Source organism: Microbulbifer sp. ALW1 (assembly GCF_009903625.1).
In the GTDB taxonomy this organism is placed as follows: Bacteria; Pseudomonadota; Gammaproteobacteria; order Pseudomonadales; family Cellvibrionaceae; genus Microbulbifer.
The window spans coordinates 1,537,516-1,553,989 of sequence record NZ_CP047569.1 but is presented as its reverse complement, the minus strand read 5'-3'; the positions used below and the strand labels follow the sequence as shown (position 1 = coordinate 1,553,989).

Here is a 16,474-nt window from a genome sequence, read left to right as displayed (position 1 = left end):
CTCACCTTACACCGGTTAACGGCGGGAAAAAATTTACCTATACTGGCGCCATGCAAGCAGTCTCTAATCCTTCTTTGCCACAGGCGACGCCCGACCACTGGAACAACCTGCTGTGGGCGCTCCGCAGCCCCGACATCACTCAAAACGCTGCGCTCCCCTGGTTACCGGAATCTCGCCGCCAACGCCTCCACGATTACTTTTCTACGGCGGGCTCGCGGAAATATTTACGCCCGCTTCTACTGCAATCCATCGAAGCCAACACTAGCCGACGGCTGGGTATCTACTTCGAAAACCTGTTTGCTTTCGCCTTCGAGTATCACCCGGACTACGCCCTGATCGCCCGCAACCTCCCCCTGCGCAATCAGGGAAAAACAATGGGCGAACTGGATTTTGTGGTGCACCACCTGCCCGACGACACGGTTGAGCACTGGGAGCTGGCGGTAAAGTTTTACCTGCAGGTGGGCGACCTGTGGGTGGGACCCGGACTAAAGGATCGGCTGGACATCAAGCTGAGCCACACCTGCGATCACCAGCTGCCCATCATTCACAACCCGACTGCTCATGCACAGTTGCAGGCAGAGGGCATTCATATCCAGCGACAGTGGACCCTTATGCCCGGTCGCTTGTTTCACACCCTGCCCCCGGCTAGCCAGCAACTTCAAGCAACAGCGACCTCCGCTGGCGACTACTGGTGGGCGAATCTGACAACCTTCCTCACCACCTTTGCCGGAACACAGTGGCACTGGCACCAGTTGCCAAAGCCCTGCTGGCTGGCGCCACTTGGTTCTAGCCAGGGCACCCCGGAGCAGGCCCTGACCGCAGGGGCGATGGGTGACCACAGCGACGAAATCCGGACCCTGCTACAAGCCCGAGGGCCAATATGTGTTGCTGCCAGCGATCACAGTGGCGAATTGAGCCGCGGCTTTCTGGTTCCCGACGACTGGTATAGTCGTGCCTGCCAGGGAGCGCATTTGCCCCCATCCGGCGCCTGAACGCCTCATTATCTGGCCAACATCTGGCTCGCACCTGAATCCCATCTAGCGAGCGCTAGCACCCATACAGCTCTCCATACTTGACACCGGTCAAATAGCATTTACAATTTTCAGAAATTTCTGAAAGTTAAGAAAAGACCATAAAGAATGAAACTCACCAATCAGGCACAGGCGTTTGTGCTGCACTTCGGCGAGATGGGCAGCCGCTGGGGGTTCAACCGTACCGTGGGCCAGATGTTTGCCCTGCTGACGATCCACAACGAACCGGTAAATGCCGACCAGCTGGCAGAAGCGCTGAAGATCAGCCGCGGCAATGTGAGCATGGGCCTGAAGGAGCTGCAGGCGTGGCGCCTGATCGAATTGCACCACCAGCCCGGTGACCGCAAGGACTACTTCACCGCTGCCGGCTCCATCTGGGACCTGGCGCGCACCGTATTTGAAGAGCGCCGCAAGCGCGAGCTGGACCCCTCCCTTACCCTGCTGCGCCAGCTGTTACTGAACGATCCCCGGGATGAACAGGAAGCTGCAGCCCAGGAAAAAATCCAGGAGGTCTACAGCCTACTGGAAATGCTCGACCAGTTTGCCAATACACTCAGCAAGCTGGATGAAAAAGACCTGCTCAAGCTGATGAAACTGGGCTCCGGCCTCAGCAAATTACTGGAGCTCAAATCCAGGGCAGGCAGTGCCATCAAAAAGGAAACCAAGACCGGAAAAAAATAGTTTGTAACAGGAAGTAGGCCGCTTCAGCATATTCCTTCCGGAGCGGCACGTTTTAACCGAGGTGCTCATGCTGGATACACTGATCCTGTCGCGCATACAGTTCGCGGCCAACATCAGCTTTCATATTCTCTTCCCCACCATCACGATTGCGCTCTGCTGGATTCTGTTCTTTTTCAAATTGCGCTTTGATCGCACCGGAAACCCGGTGTGGATGCGAGCCTACCGCTACTGGGTAAAAGTATTTGCCCTGACGTTTGCGCTCGGCGTGGTGAGCGGGCTCACCATGTCATTCCAGTTCGGCACCAACTGGCCGGGCTTTATGGAGAAGGTGGGCAATATTGCCGGTCCGCTGCTGGGCTATGAGGTGCTCACGGCGTTTTTCCTCGAAGCCACGTTCCTCGGCATCATGCTGTTCGGGATGAATCGGGTTTCCAGCCGCATGCACACCCTGTCCGCATTGATTGTGGCCGTCGGCACCACCCTCTCCGCCTTCTGGATTCTCGCGCTTAATTCCTGGATGCAGACACCGGCGGGCTACGAAATACGCGACGGCGTGGTACACGCCAGCAACTGGCTGGAGATCATTTTCAATCCGTCTTTCCCCTACCGTTTTACCCATATGTTGCTGGCGTCCGGACTGACCGCGGCCTTCTTTGTAGCCGGGCTATCCGCCTACCGGATACTGAAAGGCGACCACAAACAGGCGCCGCGCCTGGCACTGAAAACCGGCCTGGTACTGGCGGCCATCCTGGCACCGGTACAGGCGTTTGTGGGCGACCTGCACGGGCTCAACACTTTCGAGCACCAGCCGCAGAAAATCGCCGCAATGGAAGGCGTATGGGAAACGGAACAGGGTGCGCCGCTGCTGCTGTTTGCAATTCCGGACGAGGAGCAGAAAACCAATCACCTGAGCGTCGGAATTCCCAATATGGCGAGCCTGATTCTCACCCACAAAACCGACGGCACCATCCGCGGGCTCAACGAGTTCGAAGGTAACCATCCTCCGGTCAAGCCGCTGTTTTTCGGCTTCCGTATCATGGTCGGCATGGGTTTACTGATGCTGGCGGTAGCCTGGACCGGCTGCTTCCTGCTCCATCGTCGCAAGGAGTTGCCACCGTGGATGCTGAAACTGCTCGTCGGCATGACGTTTTCCGGCTGGGTAGCAACCCTGGCGGGCTGGTATGTCACCGAGGTGGGGCGCCAGCCATGGCTGGTGACCGGTGTATTGCGCACGGCGGACGCGGTCACTCCGGTGGCAGCGTCCAATGTGGGGCTGTCACTGGCGCTTTACCTGGTCACCTATGTGGTGCTGATGTGGGCCTATATCCACACCCTGAAAGTGATGGCGCTGAAGTCGGTGAAAGTGGAAGAGTTTGAAACCACCGAGCCCGCGGCCGACGGCAGCCTCACCAACCTGCCGGACAACACATCCAGCGAATACGGCTACGACGCTCAGGGAGGTAACCGATGAGCAATTTTGCAGAAATGGCCAATGGCGACTGGCTGCCGGTCGTCTTTATCGGCCTGATGGGGCTGGCAGTCATCGTCTATGCCATCCTCGACGGCTACGACCTAGGCGTGGGTATCCTGCTGCCCATGGACGCGGCCGATGAGCGGCAGCGGGATACCATGATTGCCTCCATTGGCCCCTTCTGGGATGCCAACGAGACCTGGCTGGTGCTGGCCATCGGCCTGCTGCTGATCGCCTTTCCGGTGGCCCACAGTATTGTGCTGACCAACCTGTATCTTCCCGCGGCCATCATGCTAATCGGGCTGATCATGCGCGGGGTGGCCTTCGACTTTCGCGCCAAGGCCGCGGTGGACCACAAGCTGGCGTGGGACCGCACTTTCAAACTGGGCTCACTGCTCACCAGCCTGACCCAGGGTTATATGCTCGGCCAATACGTGATGGGATTTGATTCCAGCTGGCCGGCGCAGGTGTTCTGCGCGCTGAGCGCCGTGGGCGTCACAGCCGCTTATACCTATATCGGCGGCGCCTGGCTGATCATGAAAACCGAAGACGCACTACAGGGCCGGGCAATCCGCTGGACACGCCGGGCCGGCCGCGCGGCGTTTGTGGGTGTGGTTGCGGTTTCCGCGGTCAACCCGTTGGTCAACCCCGGTGTGTTCGACCGCTGGTTTACCTTTCCGCTGGTGATGTTTGTGTTGCTGGTGCCGATACTGTGTTTCTTCGCTTTTGCTGCCAACGAGATATTGCTACGGCGCCTGCCAAAGGTGGACGACCGCCACTGCTGGATTCCGTTCGTGAATGTGCTGCTGGTATTTTTACTGTGCTTTGCTGGCCTCGCCTTCAGCTTTTACCCGGAAATTGTTCCCGGCCAGCTGAACATCTGGGAGGCCGCCAGCGCGCGCGAGTCCCTGCAATTTATTCTGGTGGGTGCGGTGATCGTAGTGCCGGTCATTCTTCTGTACACCGCGCTGTCGTACCGGGTATTTCGCGGCAAGGCCACAGAGCTGCACTATCATTAACAACGTCGTTTAAAACAAAAAAAGCCCGCACTGTATTCATCAGCGCGGGCTTTTTAATTCAGCAAAACCGGTCGATCACGATTTCCATTTGCGGTATTCCTTCAGCGCCTTGTAGGGGCGCTCGGTATACCAGCCGTAACCCGCGCGGCGCTCCGCCGACACCTTGTCTATCTCGAAATACACCTTGCCGTCGCGATCACCGAATACCGGGCGATCGCTGTCGATATCGTAAAACCGTGCCCACAGCGGATCGGCATCTTCCTGCGGTAGCAGCGCGGGTAATTGATCACCGCGACGGTAGCGCAGGCCGTCGATCTGGTGTTTTTCAAACCAGTTATTCGCACGTTCAATGGCCCTGCGGATATTTTCCGGCGGGTTTTTCAGGGTCATCAGAAACAGCATCAGGTCGGCACTTTCACTGGTGGCCAGTGCCACCGGCTCAAAGGCGCGGGCGGCTGTCGGCTCCAGGGTTTGCGCATTGTGCTGGGCGCCCCAGATGGTGGGTTCGCCATCGATCTCCACCTGGGTGGCAACCAGCATATCCAGTGCTTTCTGCAGGCTGTGTTTTGCCTGTGTTTTCAGCTCGTCCGCGAGAAAATTCAATCGCTCGTCACCTTCGGCCGCCGCAGCCACCACTTTCAACAGGTTGGCAATAGCGTCGTCATTGAAGGTAATGTCATCGTGGTATTTACCGCGCAGGGGAAAGGTCTGTGGCCAGCCGCCATTGGGGTACTGGGCCAGCAAGATATAGCGCAGTGCACGGCTGGCGGAATCGCAGTAGCGATCAAGCTTATGCGCATTACAGACATTCACCATCACCCAGAACTGGGTAGTGGTGGCGTAGTTATCAAATGTGGGAACGTAACTTGTTTCGGTACCAAAATGCTGGCCGGGCTTTCGGGGCAAATGCATATCCGTGCGTTTGGACCAGCCACCGGACGGCGTCTGGAAAGTGAGCAGGCTATCCGCCAGGGCCTTGCTTTCTGCACTGGCAATATAGTCGCGGTCGTAGAGCGCTTTTTTGACATCGAAGCCAAACAGCTTGTGCTTGGTGGGCTTGGTGCTTTTTTTCTGCCCGATGGATTCCAGCTCCGCTTGCAGCGCCTTTTCATCCAGTGACCGGAAGTGATCTGAAAGTAGCTGGTATTCCTGCATCGACGTAGCCGGCTGCAGCCCGTCTTTCGCATCTTCTTGCGCGCTGGAATCACCGGAACAGCCCCCAAGCACCAGCAGCGAGACCATGGCGGCACACAGGCATTGGCGAAATTTCATACTAAACCCTGTCAGGCAGATTTATTATTTGGTCATACCAAACCGATGCTATCAGAGTCTCTCCGCCGGTGGAACCCGCTCCCCCCACTGCCCATTCAGGGCTGCCCCCATAAACAAAAAACCCCGGCGCAAGGCCGGGGAAAGCAACAATGAAGGCGGTTAACCAGGGACTGTTAACCAAAGGCTGCTAACGATCAATCAAGGAATTCACAGCGTCCCACTTGGGCACCTGCGGCAACCGCATCCCGTAACCCGCCGGGGAAGCCGGTCTGCTGGGTCACGCCGCCGTTGCACACATGAACCTGGCTCAGGTCGATGTGCCAGGAGAAAGAAGCCCCCGCGAGGCCACCCGCAATCTCCTTACCGGAGGCGCTGATGGAAATCGGGTTGTCCAGCGGCAGTTTGTCCATTTCCACCACACCCTGCTTCTTCAGGAAGTCGGCGAACTGCATCCAGCCGATACCTTCGACCCAGAGACCGCCGGCCAGGCCGAGGAAGAAGCTACCGGCGCGACCGACCATGACAGTGCCGTCATCGCTCATGTCAAACACGGTCAGGGGTACCGAACCCACCGCTTGCGTGATGGCATCTTCGCCGAGGAGTGCGCAGAAATCCCGCCCGAGATAGTTGTACGGCATATCGTGACACCAACGCAGGGATCCGACATTGGTCACCGCGTCTGAGCCCAGGCCCTTCTGCGGGTTCCACACCTGGACGCCGTTCCGCGTCGACAGCGCGACCTTTGTGCCATCGTAGCTAGCCGCATAGGTCTCGTAAGCACCGTAGGCGGTGCCCAGATCCAGCAGCGAGCCACCGTTCACCCAGGCCACGGCTTTGCTGTGCGAGTTGCTGCCGAGAACAACGTTGCCGTTACCGGAGATAGCGTGCGCGCGTACAAACTGGGTTTTGCTCGTATCCAGCGCGGAAGTGTCCAGCTCCTGCATGCCGCCCTTCTCGGTCCACATCCAGGGCACGATTTCGCCCTTGAAGGAGCCCTGGCAGACACCGTCGCCATCCATATCCTTGTAGGCGAGACCAATGGCGGTTTTACCCGCGTCGTCCATATCCCAGCCGCTCGCGGCAGTTACACCGGTTGAACTGCCACCGCCACAGGTGTTGCCATTCAGGTCGCCCAGGGCAATATCCCCTTTCGCACTCCAGATAACTGGTTCCTGAATGCCATTGCCGGTCATATCTTTATGCACCAGCATTTTCTGACCATTGCGGCTCATGGCACCGTTGGCCGGTGTATATTCCGGCGGCAGTACCATAAAGCCACGATCGGTGTACCACATGAATGCGGTGCTACCCACTTCACCGGCGGCGACCTTGCCGCTCTTGGACATATCACGGATAAATGCGGCCACCACCGGGGTCACCTGCACACCTTTTTCAAAGCCGTTGAAATAAAAATCCGCTTCCTTGGTGACGCCGGCTTCCGCAACGATTGGCGTTGCCTCACAGGCATCGTCGGTGAGGGGGTCGCTGCTCTCGGCAAGGTTCCAGTATTCACCAACGGAAGCCAGGCGCTGCGGCGTGGTGGGATAACCACCGGCAACGATTTCTTCCAAATAGAGTACGTAGGACTCACCCGGGGTCAGGTTGCGGATGGTAAAGCGGCCGTCGGGACCAATCTTGCCCTGGGTGGCGGAACCGGTCATATCCGACACGGCGTCGAACATGGGATTGTTGACGTTGCGCGCAATCACGTTGATACCGCTGTATTCGGTCACGCCGTCTTTCAGGCGCAACACACCAGTAATGGTGCCGGTGGTGGAGGCGTAATCCGCGGTCGGATAAATATTGGAAATTGCCGCGCGGTCATCCGGGTGGTCCACGGTGCTCTGTTCCACACCCGCCTGGCCGCTGTGGTCGATAAACGGGAACATGGTTTCAATAATGGCCGGGTTCGCATTATTCGCACCGTAAGCCGCCGGGTAATCGTAGCGGTGCACCGCTTCCACACCACAGCCTTCAATGCCCGGATAATTCGGTGCGTAGGTGTAGCTCATATACGCCATGGAACCGTTGACCTGGCTGTGAGACAGGTTGATGGCGTGGCCGAATTCATGGGTAAACACACCGGCAACCTGGTTGCCTTCGGTATCGTGTTCCCACACATTCCAACCATTCATCACCGCGGTGGCTTCAATAATATTGTTGTCTTCGTCCGCCCATTCCGGGAAGGCGATACCCAGTACGGATTCTTTTGGCACCCCGAAATATTCTTCCAGGATAGAGCCGTCGGTATCGTAGAGCACCCAGAAACCGTAACCGTTTTCCTTGTTATAAATCTCGGCGGCATTTTCGCCGGTAACATCGGCGATACCGGTCATTTTCTCAATGGTGCCGCTGATTTCTGCGGAAAAGGTCGAAGTGGGTACATCACTCCAGTTGGCAAAGGCGTGTGCGGTAATTTCGTTGGCGCGCTGAATAGTCAGAAACGGGGTTTCGCCATCGTAATCAAAGGTAAATGCCTCACCGCCATCGGTATAAACCGGAATGGTGCCCTTGCTGGTATCCCACTTCAGTGGTTGCGGGTTGTCACCATCGGTGGTGTAAAGGGGGCCACCCGCGTGCACGGCATTGGCGGCGACGGCGAGACCAATGGCCATGGTCAGTTTTGATATTTTCATTATTTCATCTCCCCTTTGGCAATCCAGTTTTCCGCGACGGCGCGGCCAACAAGGTCCATAAATGCCGTCGCATTTACGGCACCGGGAGCGGTAATCATGTTTTGCTGCTCGGCGCTCAGCAATTGCTGGTTAATTTCAACACCATCGAACATGCCAGCGTTATTGAATTGATTGACGAGGGTGCCGTTAATCATTTTCAGCTTACCCTGGGCCATACCCGCGGTGGTTTGCAGACCGGTGCGGCCGGCTTTTTTGTACATGAACGCAACCACGTACTCGTCCTTGTGCCAGCGCGGAAAGCCTTCCGGGGCGATAGCCAGCATCTGGTGACCATTGGCGGAGGTGCGTGGCTTCAGCAGGCCGAACTGACGGAAGGTGTAACTTTCGCCCTCTTTTACTTTGCCCTTGGCCACGGAGCCCACCGCGATGGTGACCTCGGTGTAAGGCACACCTGCGGTATCAAGGCCATCGGTCACGTCGGTAACCGTACCCGCAACAATAGACTCAGCGCTCTGAATCAACTGGGTAAGGTTTTGGGTTTTGAGTTTGGTGGCATGCGCCATTGGCACTGACAGCATCACCAGAAGTGCCGCCGCCAGTTTGGCTACGGGCATGCGGTACTGGAGAAGTTTTCTCAACACTTTGCATTCCTCTCGTTGTTGTTGATCGGTGGTCGATAAGGAGAGTCGATGCAGTTTCACGCTTCGACCCGGCCAATAAATTGACCCATCAAACTTAATGAGAGTGCTCGATTACGGGATATAGGGGAAACCCCGATATTCGAGTTAGTGTGAAGTGGTTGTCATATTGGAATAGCACCAAGAAAAAAATTGGTGCACATAACTGTCGCCAAAAAAGTCATGGCACCAGAATGGGTCAGGGTTCGGCAGAAATCATTCCCACCCGAATGGCAAAGCGTACCAACCCGGGGACATGGTGAATTCCGAGCCGCTCCATCAATTGCGCGCGATGGGCCTCTACGGTTTTTACACTGACATTGAGATTGGTGGCAATTTCTCGCGGTCCGCAGCCCTCGGCAATCAGCTGCAATATCTGCCGCTGGCGCGGGGTCAGAATTTCCTGCGCAGAGTGCCCGTTTGGTACACCCTGCACAAAACGCTGCACGGTTTCACTGTCGATGGCAGAACAGAGGTAGTCGCGACCACTGCACACAGCCTGCAGCGCCGCCGCCAGTTCATCGAAGGCAGAGTCTTTCAACAGATAACCGGACGCTCCCGAGCCCAGGGCGCGCGCAACATATTCCGGCCCGGCATGCATCGACAGCATCAGTACCCGGAGGTCCGGATGGGACTGGCCCAGCTGCTGTACCACTTCCAACCCGTTCAATCCGGGCAGCGAAATATCCAGTAACAACAGATCCGGTTCCTCGCGGTGCACCAGTTCCACGGCTTCGAGGCCGTTGCCGCATTCACCAATCACCTCGAAACCTTCGAGCTCATCCAGCAACGCGCGAATTCCTGCGCGCATCAATGAATGGTCATCCACCAGCAGTATGCGTTTTGTCATTTTTATTCCCGCATAAAATGATTCCGGAACTTTTTCTCAAGCAAAATCCGGGACAGTATGGTCAGCCGCGCTCTCGCTTGTTTGCCCGTGCAGGGGAATAACCGCACTGATGCGGCTACCTCTTCCGGGCTCTGCGTCCAAATGTAATTCCCCACCGGCACTGCGCGCCCGCTCCAGCATGCCCAGTAACCCCAGATGCTCGCCGCGTAATACCCGCTGCCACACCTGGTCTGGATCAAAACCGCAGCCGTCGTCTTCGACACAGAGCGACAGTTTTGCGCTGTCGCCACGGAGGTTGACCAGAATGCGCCGGCAGCCCGCGTGGCGCAGTGCATTGTTGACCGCCTCCTGGGTCAGGCGAAAAATGGCGGTGCGTAATTCTTCCGGCACATTGCCCACTTCACCTTCTGCAAGCAAAACAATATCAATCTGGGTGCGACCGGACACCGAGTCCAGGTGGACTTTCAGGGCTTCCACCAGCCCCACTTCATCCAGCAACGGCGGCCGCAATGTGAGGGAAATATTGCGCACTTGTGCAATCATTTTGTCCAGCATCGACACCGAATCACCCAGGCGTGCTTTGCGCTCCTCTGGGTGTGTGGCGCGCCCGACCCGCTGCAGGGACAGTTTGGCGGCCGTGAGGGTTTGCCCCAGTTCATCGTGCAGTTCCCGGGCAATCTGTTGCCGCTGTTCTTCCTTGGCAGACTGCAGCCGTGCGGTGAGATTGCGCAGCCCGGTGTGGGCCTGTGCCAGTTCGCGCCCGCTGACTTCCGCTTTCTCCAGCGCGCGTTCGCGCTCGCGACGGAGACTTTCCAGTGTGCGGTTGCGGCGACGCAGACCGCGCAACCGGAAGTGGTGCAAGGAAAATCCACTCAGCAAAATGATCGCGCCCGCAACAGCGCGGAACCAGCCCGTCATCCAGAACGGCGGCACCACATTGAGCAATAGCGCGGGGGATTCATTCCAACTGCCAAACACATCGCGGCCGCGCACCTTGAGAAGATGCTCCCCCGGTGACAACTCAAGTAGGGTCAGCTCGCGCCTGGGACCGAGAGACTGCCAGGCTTCCGTGGGCCGCAAGCGGTACTGGTACTGATGGGGTGCACTGGCAAAATCGAGGACCGCAAAAGACACCGACAGCATTTCGCCCCAACCAATATCGATACGCTCCAGGGATGTGGCCGGGCGAGTATAAATTCCATTGTCGTCGCCGCTGTCGGCACGGCGCGAGACGTCGACCATGCGCACCGGACTGGCCTGACGTGGCATCATTTCGGTCCCCGCCGGCATGGTCACCAGACCGCCGATTCCACCGAAGTAAAGATGGTGATCATCGCGGGCAACCGCACGCGCATTAAAGTGAGTTACCGGTAAGCCGGTTTCCGCTACATGATGCACCAGCAGTCCATCCTGCGGCCGCAATCGCGACAGGCCCTGGCGCGAACTTATCCACAGTGAACCGTCATCGTCCTCGACGATCCCCATGACGCTGGCCCCCAGCAATCCATCTTCCGCGGTCCAGCGCCGCTGTAATTGCAGCCGGCCTGCGGTATCCAGTTGCAGCTGATGCAGGCCGCCACCATCGGTGCCCGCCCAGATATCGCCCGCGCGATCGCGATAGAGCGCAGTGACATTGTGATGGCCCAACCCCTGCTCGCGACCAAATGGCTGGCACTGCCAGGCGGCCATGGTGCACAAATTCAGGCCGCTGGAGCGCGTACCTACCAGCAACAGGTTGTCCTGCAGTTGCAGCAGTGTGGTGATGTAGTTGCCACTCAGGGAGTGCCCCTGCCCCGGCGTATGCGCGTATCGCTGAAAGCGGTCGCTGCCGGCTGGCAAGCGAAACAGGCCACTGCCACCAACGCCCACCCAGAGGTCGCCGCCCTCCGTTTCCAGCAGGCTGGTCACATACCCCGTGCCCAATCCTTCAGGGGAATCCCCGCTGATCAGGCGGTGGCTATCATCCTGCTCGATCACCCAAAGCCCGTGGTTACTGCCCGCCAGTAACTGGCCGTCGCGGCGCTGGAGAATCGTGAGTATGCCGTCTTTGAAAATCTCGTCGTCCGCTTGCCCGGGGCCTGTCCCCGCACGCTGCCCGGACAGCAGCGGTTGCAGGCCACCACCAAAGGAGCCCATCCAGGGCAGCAGCCCGCGACCGGCGACCACTGCGGTCACATTGTGATGGCGCAACTGCCCCGGCTCTGCTCCCGCGCGCACCCAGCCATAGCCTTCCCGGCGCAAACGCGCCATATACACACCGCTCCCCCAGGTGCCCACGAACAGTCGCCCACCACTGAATTGCAGCGACAGTTGCGGCAGCGCCGGCAACTGCGACTCCTCGCCCAAAGGCTTGGGGTTTGCCGCCGCTACGGTCCCCGAGACAGGGTCATAGACCAGTACGCCACGCGCCATGGTGCCAATCCACAGGCGCCCGTCGGGCCCCCACTCCAGCGTCGGGACCACCGGTGGCAGATCACCGCCCAAATCGATCACCCGCGCTTCGCCACGCTGGATATCCAGCGCCACCAGACCCGCACGGGTGCCCGCAAACAGCAGATCGCGACCGTGGCGTGCGAGAGCAAATACGCTGTTCAGTTCGCCCTCAGCTGCGGTCAGCCGGGAGAGATCAAAGTGGTCAAAGCCACTGGCGCCGCTGCGCCAGCGATTGACGCCGCCGCCAATGGTGGCCACCCAGATCGCATCCCCCGCGGGCTCCGCCAGCACATCGTAGACATAGTTGTGCGACAGCGAGCGCGGCTTTGCCGGGTCGTGCCGGAAGCGCGTTACCTGTCCGGTTACCGGGTCTAGCCGGTTCAGGCCAATCTGACTGCCCGCCCACAGTTGCCCATCGGCGTCTTCTGCCATGCCGTAAATGCTTTCGTGGGAGAGTGAATCAGGGTTGGCGGACTGGTGGCGAAAGTGAGTAAAGCGATCCTCGGCGGGCTGGTAGCGGGTGAGCCCGCTGGTGTTACTGGCAATCCAGATATTGCCGGCGCGATCTTCATACAGCGCGCGGATGTCATTGTCCGGCAGTCCTCCGTCGCCGACCTTGAGGGCAGTGGCCTGATAGCCGTCGAACCGGTACAACCCCTCCCGCGAGGCGACCCACAGCAGGCCATTGCGATCGACCAGTACCGAGGTGGCCACCTTGACGTCCAGTCCGCGGGTCGCCCCCACCGGGGAAAACTCCAGCGGCAAGGAACTCGGTGGAAAGGAATTGAGTATCTGGGAATTCAGAGACAAGGAGTCCGCCGGTTCCGCTTGAACCGCGGGCACCCCCATCAGGATGAAACAGGCCAGGCATACCCAGCGCATCGCAGCTCCGTATTATTGTTTTGCTGGCCACAGATCGGTCCGGCATCCAGATCGGGCGCCGGTTATCCGCTTATTCTAAGCAGAGGACTCCTCCATACAGTGGACGACCGTCACAGTTTGCCGGGAGATTTTCTGGTCATTTTGGGTCACTGCGAGTCACGCTATGAGTCACGCTGCAGAAGCGCCAGGCACAAAGCGGCGGAAACGCAGGCACAAAAAAGCCGGGACTCGCCCGGCTCAAAAGAATGCATTGGTTGTCACGATGCTCAGGCAGCAGCTCCTGCCAGTGCCGCCGCTTTCGCGCGTTTCTTCTCGCGTGCGTTGCGGCGTTTCTCGCGGCGCTGGTACCAGATGTAAACACCAGTAATGGACAGCAGCAGCGGCGACAGGCCGATCACACACCACAGAATCTTGCTCACAAGACCGGCAAAGTTGCCAAAGTGCAGGCGGCGGTAGCTGTCCACAATCACTGCGCCTGCGGAGGCATCGCGGATATCGTAGCTGAGCATATGCTTGCCGCTCTGGGCGTTGTAGGTCACGTTGCTGGCGTACTCGCTGATCAGCGGGTTACCGCTGTGCACATCCCCCCAGAAGGTGAAGTTGGCACCCGGCTCCCAGGGGAAGGAAACGTAGGTGGTCTCGAAGTTCTGGATACGATTGCCGGCATCGTCCATCAGCCCCTGCAGGGAGAGGTCGTCGCTGTACAGACGCTCGGCCATTTTGTAGTGCTCGTGGCCGTCTGCGTGTTCTTCCATTTCGTGGGCAAAGTGGGTGATGTTCCACCAGGCACCGGTAAAGCCGAGGATCAGCAGGATGGGTGCACCGATAATGCCGGTCATTTTATGCAGGTCGGAGAAGTACACGATCATGCGCGCGTTCCAGCGCAGGGTGAAGAAGTTCTTCCAGAATTTGCGGTACAGGATAAAGCCGGTGATCCCGAGCAAGCACAGCAGAATGGAGAAGATACTGGTAACCAGCATGCCCCAGTCGCCCATCAGCAGGGTGTAGTGCAGGTCCAGCAGCCAGTCTGTAAGGTGATGTGTCAGCCCCATGGGTACACGCAGAGGTTCACCGGTGTATTGGTCCAGCAGGGCGTATGTCCACTCGTCGGTACCGCGCTGCATGGTATAGACCAGGTCTGCGCGATCTTTGTCCTGAAACAGCGCCCAGCCCACCACTTCGAAATCGGGGAAGCTGCTGTGCATGGAGGCTTCCAGCGCGTCCAGACTCAGGCGCTCACGGCCGGCGGACTCTACTCGCACCTTGTCAGCCAACAGCAGGGAATCAATCTCGTGCTTGAACACCAGAATGCTGCCGGTAATGCAGATGACCAGTAGCGGGATAAAGGCCGCCAATGCCATCCAGCTGTGCAGTTTGAACAGGGTTTTATTCATGATTCTTTAATATCGGGGATATCGGGAAACGTGCTTTTTTACCAATAGCAGGAAGACCGCCACGGAATAAACAAGGCACCAGCCATCAATCCCAAACGAGGATGGGCCAGCTACAACTGGGGCAAGAGTCTAGCCATCTGGCACCGCAAATACAATGCATTCTCATTTAGATTTTATTAATCAGCGTTATACGGAAAGAATATGAGCACCGGTGAGTCATGAATTCCATTTATCTGCCGAGCTAGTCGGCCAGACCCGCTAAATGGATTGGGCGTGTAAAACTGTGCCATTATCTCCCGCTTACTCGTATTCAACGTTCCGGGAGTTCCGATGCGCTATTTGAAGTTTGCCAAGGCAGTTAAGAGCTCTGCTTGGCACTTGCTACCCCTGTTGACCCTGACCGCCTGTCAACAACTCTCCCCGCCACTGGACCCGCTGATTGGCGATACCGGACAGCCCCTTTCAGAGGTAGCGCAACGAGCAGATGTCAAAGCTTATGACCTGAGCCTGGAAATATTTCCCGACAAGAAAGCTATAAAAGGTACTGGGCGCACGGAGTTCTTGCTATTGGAAGACAGCGCACAGGTCGAACTGAAACTGGATAGCCGGTTCGACATTGAACAGATTCTGGTAAACGATCAGGTAGCGCAGTTCCAGAAAAGTGGCGGCATTCTGACGATTGATCTGGGGCAGACATTCCACCAAGGTGAGCAGGTTACCGTCGACGTGTCCTACTCCGGCAAGCCACATATTGCCCTGAACGCCCCCTGGGCCGGTGGTACCGTGTGGAAACAGACAGAGGATGGGCAACCGTGGATTGCCACTGCGGTACAGGGCGAGGGCTGTGATTTGTTCTGGCCGTGTAAAGACCATTTTGCGGACAAGGCCGACAGTATGCGTATCCGGCTTACTGTCCCAAATGGTTTGAGCGCAGTCACCAATGGTGTTTTACAGGGAACCAACCCGGTGGGTGACGACAAGACCGAATTTGACTGGTTGCTGTCTGTTCCGGCCAGCGACTACAACATTGCCCTGAATATTGGCCCTTACAGCAGAATCCAGCAGTCTTATACCAGCACCAACGGAGCTCAGGTGCCAATTGAATTCTGGGCCCTGAGTAAGAATGCCGAAAAGGCGCAACAACTTATCGATAACGATTTACTCCAACAAATTGAATTCTATGAACGCCAGCTGGGTCCTTACCCCTGGGGCGACCAGAAACTGGGCTTTGTTGAAACGCCCCATCTGGGCATGGAGCACCAGACCATCAATGCCTATGGCAAGGAATACAAGCGCGACGAATATGGGTTCGACTGGCTGCTGCAACACGAACTGGCCCACGAGTGGTTTGGCAACCTGATTACCCATGAAAAACTCAACGATGCCTGGCTACATGAAGGCTTCGGTTTATACATGCAGCCAGCCTATAGCCTCGATCATTTTGGTAACGCGGCGTACAACCACAGCATGTATAAATCGTATCTGGGGTTGATGAATTGCAAACCCATTGTGCTGGAAGGCGATATCACCTCTGAACAGGCGTTCAACTCGGATATTTATGGCAAAGGTGGCTGGACCTTACACACCCTACGCTGGTTGATCGGCGATAAACTGTTCTGGCAAGCAACCCGGGAATTGCTGTATGGCACAGACAATACTGCTGCGCTGGCCTATCCCATTGCCCCCCGCTACCGCAATACCCAGGACTTTATCGATATCGTCAACAAACTGACGGGCGAGGATTACAACTGGCTGTTTGATGTATACCTGAAGCAGGCCGAATTGCCGGAGCTGGTCCGGCAGCAGCAAGAGGGTTCCATCGCCCTTACCTGGAAAACCTCGGACGAGCTTCCCTTCCCGATGCCAGTGCCGGTGTCTGTTAACGGGGAACTTCAGGTATACGAGCCGATAGATGGAATCATCACTATAGCTGCCTCCGCAGACGATCATGTGGTGATTGATCCGGAAATGAAGGTACTGCGGTATTTACCCATCATTGGGCAGTGTGAAGAAAATACCGAAAAGCGTAAAAAGAGAAAAAAGAGCTAGATTCCTCGAATCAATAAAAAAGCGGCGGACTGTTTCAGTCCGCCGCTTTTTTTTGTGGCTACCTGCCCAAGCCCGCCCG

At 57.5% G+C, this 16,474-nt stretch carries 11 protein-coding genes; 5 read left to right on the top strand and 6 right to left on the bottom strand.

Annotation, left to right across the window (positions count from 1 at the left end):
- The first annotated feature begins 50 nt into the window (after positions 1-50).
- The 4 genes from GRX76_RS06350 (at position 51) to GRX76_RS06335 (ending at position 4,202) form a co-directional block, all read left to right on the top strand.
- The gene (locus GRX76_RS06350) at positions 51-992 is read left to right on the top strand and encodes a DUF1853 family protein (RefSeq protein WP_160152536.1); all 942 of its coding nucleotides are present in this window, start codon (positions 51-53) and stop codon (positions 990-992) included.
- Positions 993-1,139: 147 nt separating this feature from the next.
- Positions 1,140-1,712 (top strand): GbsR/MarR family transcriptional regulator, encoded by a 573-nt coding sequence (locus tag GRX76_RS06345; protein WP_160152535.1) that lies wholly within the window; start codon positions 1,140-1,142, stop codon positions 1,710-1,712.
- A 67-nt stretch (positions 1,713-1,779) separates the two neighbouring features.
- The gene (locus tag GRX76_RS06340; protein ID WP_160152534.1) at positions 1,780-3,183 is read left to right on the top strand and encodes a cytochrome ubiquinol oxidase subunit I; all 1,404 of its coding nucleotides are present in this window, start codon (positions 1,780-1,782) and stop codon (positions 3,181-3,183) included.
- The gene (locus GRX76_RS06335) at positions 3,180-4,202 is read left to right on the top strand and encodes a cytochrome d ubiquinol oxidase subunit II (RefSeq protein WP_236250577.1); all 1,023 of its coding nucleotides are present in this window, start codon (positions 3,180-3,182) and stop codon (positions 4,200-4,202) included. The genes GRX76_RS06340 and GRX76_RS06335 overlap by 4 nt, the downstream gene beginning before the upstream one ends.
- A 75-nt stretch (positions 4,203-4,277) precedes the next feature.
- Here the strand turns inward: GRX76_RS06335 and pelA are convergent, their stop codons facing one another.
- The 6 genes from pelA to GRX76_RS06305 form a co-directional block, all read right to left on the bottom strand.
- Entirely contained in the window at positions 4,278-5,474 is a 1,197-nt protein-coding gene (gene pelA / locus GRX76_RS06330) for a pectate lyase (protein ID WP_160152533.1), read from the bottom strand.
- A 194-nt stretch (positions 5,475-5,668) separates the two neighbouring features.
- Positions 5,669-8,110 (bottom strand): matrixin family metalloprotease, encoded by a 2,442-nt coding sequence (locus tag GRX76_RS06325; RefSeq protein ID WP_160152532.1) that lies wholly within the window; start codon positions 8,108-8,110, stop codon positions 5,669-5,671.
- Positions 8,110-8,751 carry a hypothetical protein gene (locus GRX76_RS06320; RefSeq protein WP_201276928.1) on the bottom strand — a complete coding sequence of 214 codons (642 nt, stop codon included), beginning with the start codon at positions 8,749-8,751 and terminating at the stop codon, positions 8,110-8,112. Before GRX76_RS06320 ends, GRX76_RS06325 begins: the two co-directional genes overlap by 1 nt.
- 235 nt (positions 8,752-8,986) lie before the next feature.
- The gene (locus GRX76_RS06315; protein WP_160152531.1) at positions 8,987-9,637 is read right to left on the bottom strand and encodes a response regulator transcription factor; all 651 of its coding nucleotides are present in this window, start codon (positions 9,635-9,637) and stop codon (positions 8,987-8,989) included.
- Positions 9,638-9,673: 36 nt separating this feature from the next.
- Positions 9,674-12,952: a two-component regulator propeller domain-containing protein gene (locus tag GRX76_RS06310; protein WP_160152530.1), complete on the bottom strand. Its 3,279-nt coding sequence runs from the start codon at positions 12,950-12,952 to the stop codon at positions 9,674-9,676.
- 266 nt (positions 12,953-13,218) lie between these two features.
- Entirely contained in the window at positions 13,219-14,346 is a 1,128-nt protein-coding gene (locus tag GRX76_RS06305) for a PepSY domain-containing protein (protein WP_160152529.1), read from the bottom strand.
- Between the two features lie 330 nt (positions 14,347-14,676).
- Here GRX76_RS06305 and GRX76_RS06300 point away from each other — a divergent pair, with 330 nt between their 5' ends.
- Positions 14,677-16,395, top strand: a complete 1,719-nt coding sequence (locus GRX76_RS06300; RefSeq protein WP_160152528.1) for a M1 family metallopeptidase — start codon at positions 14,677-14,679, stop codon at positions 16,393-16,395.
- The last annotated feature ends 79 nt before the right edge of the window (positions 16,396-16,474 follow it).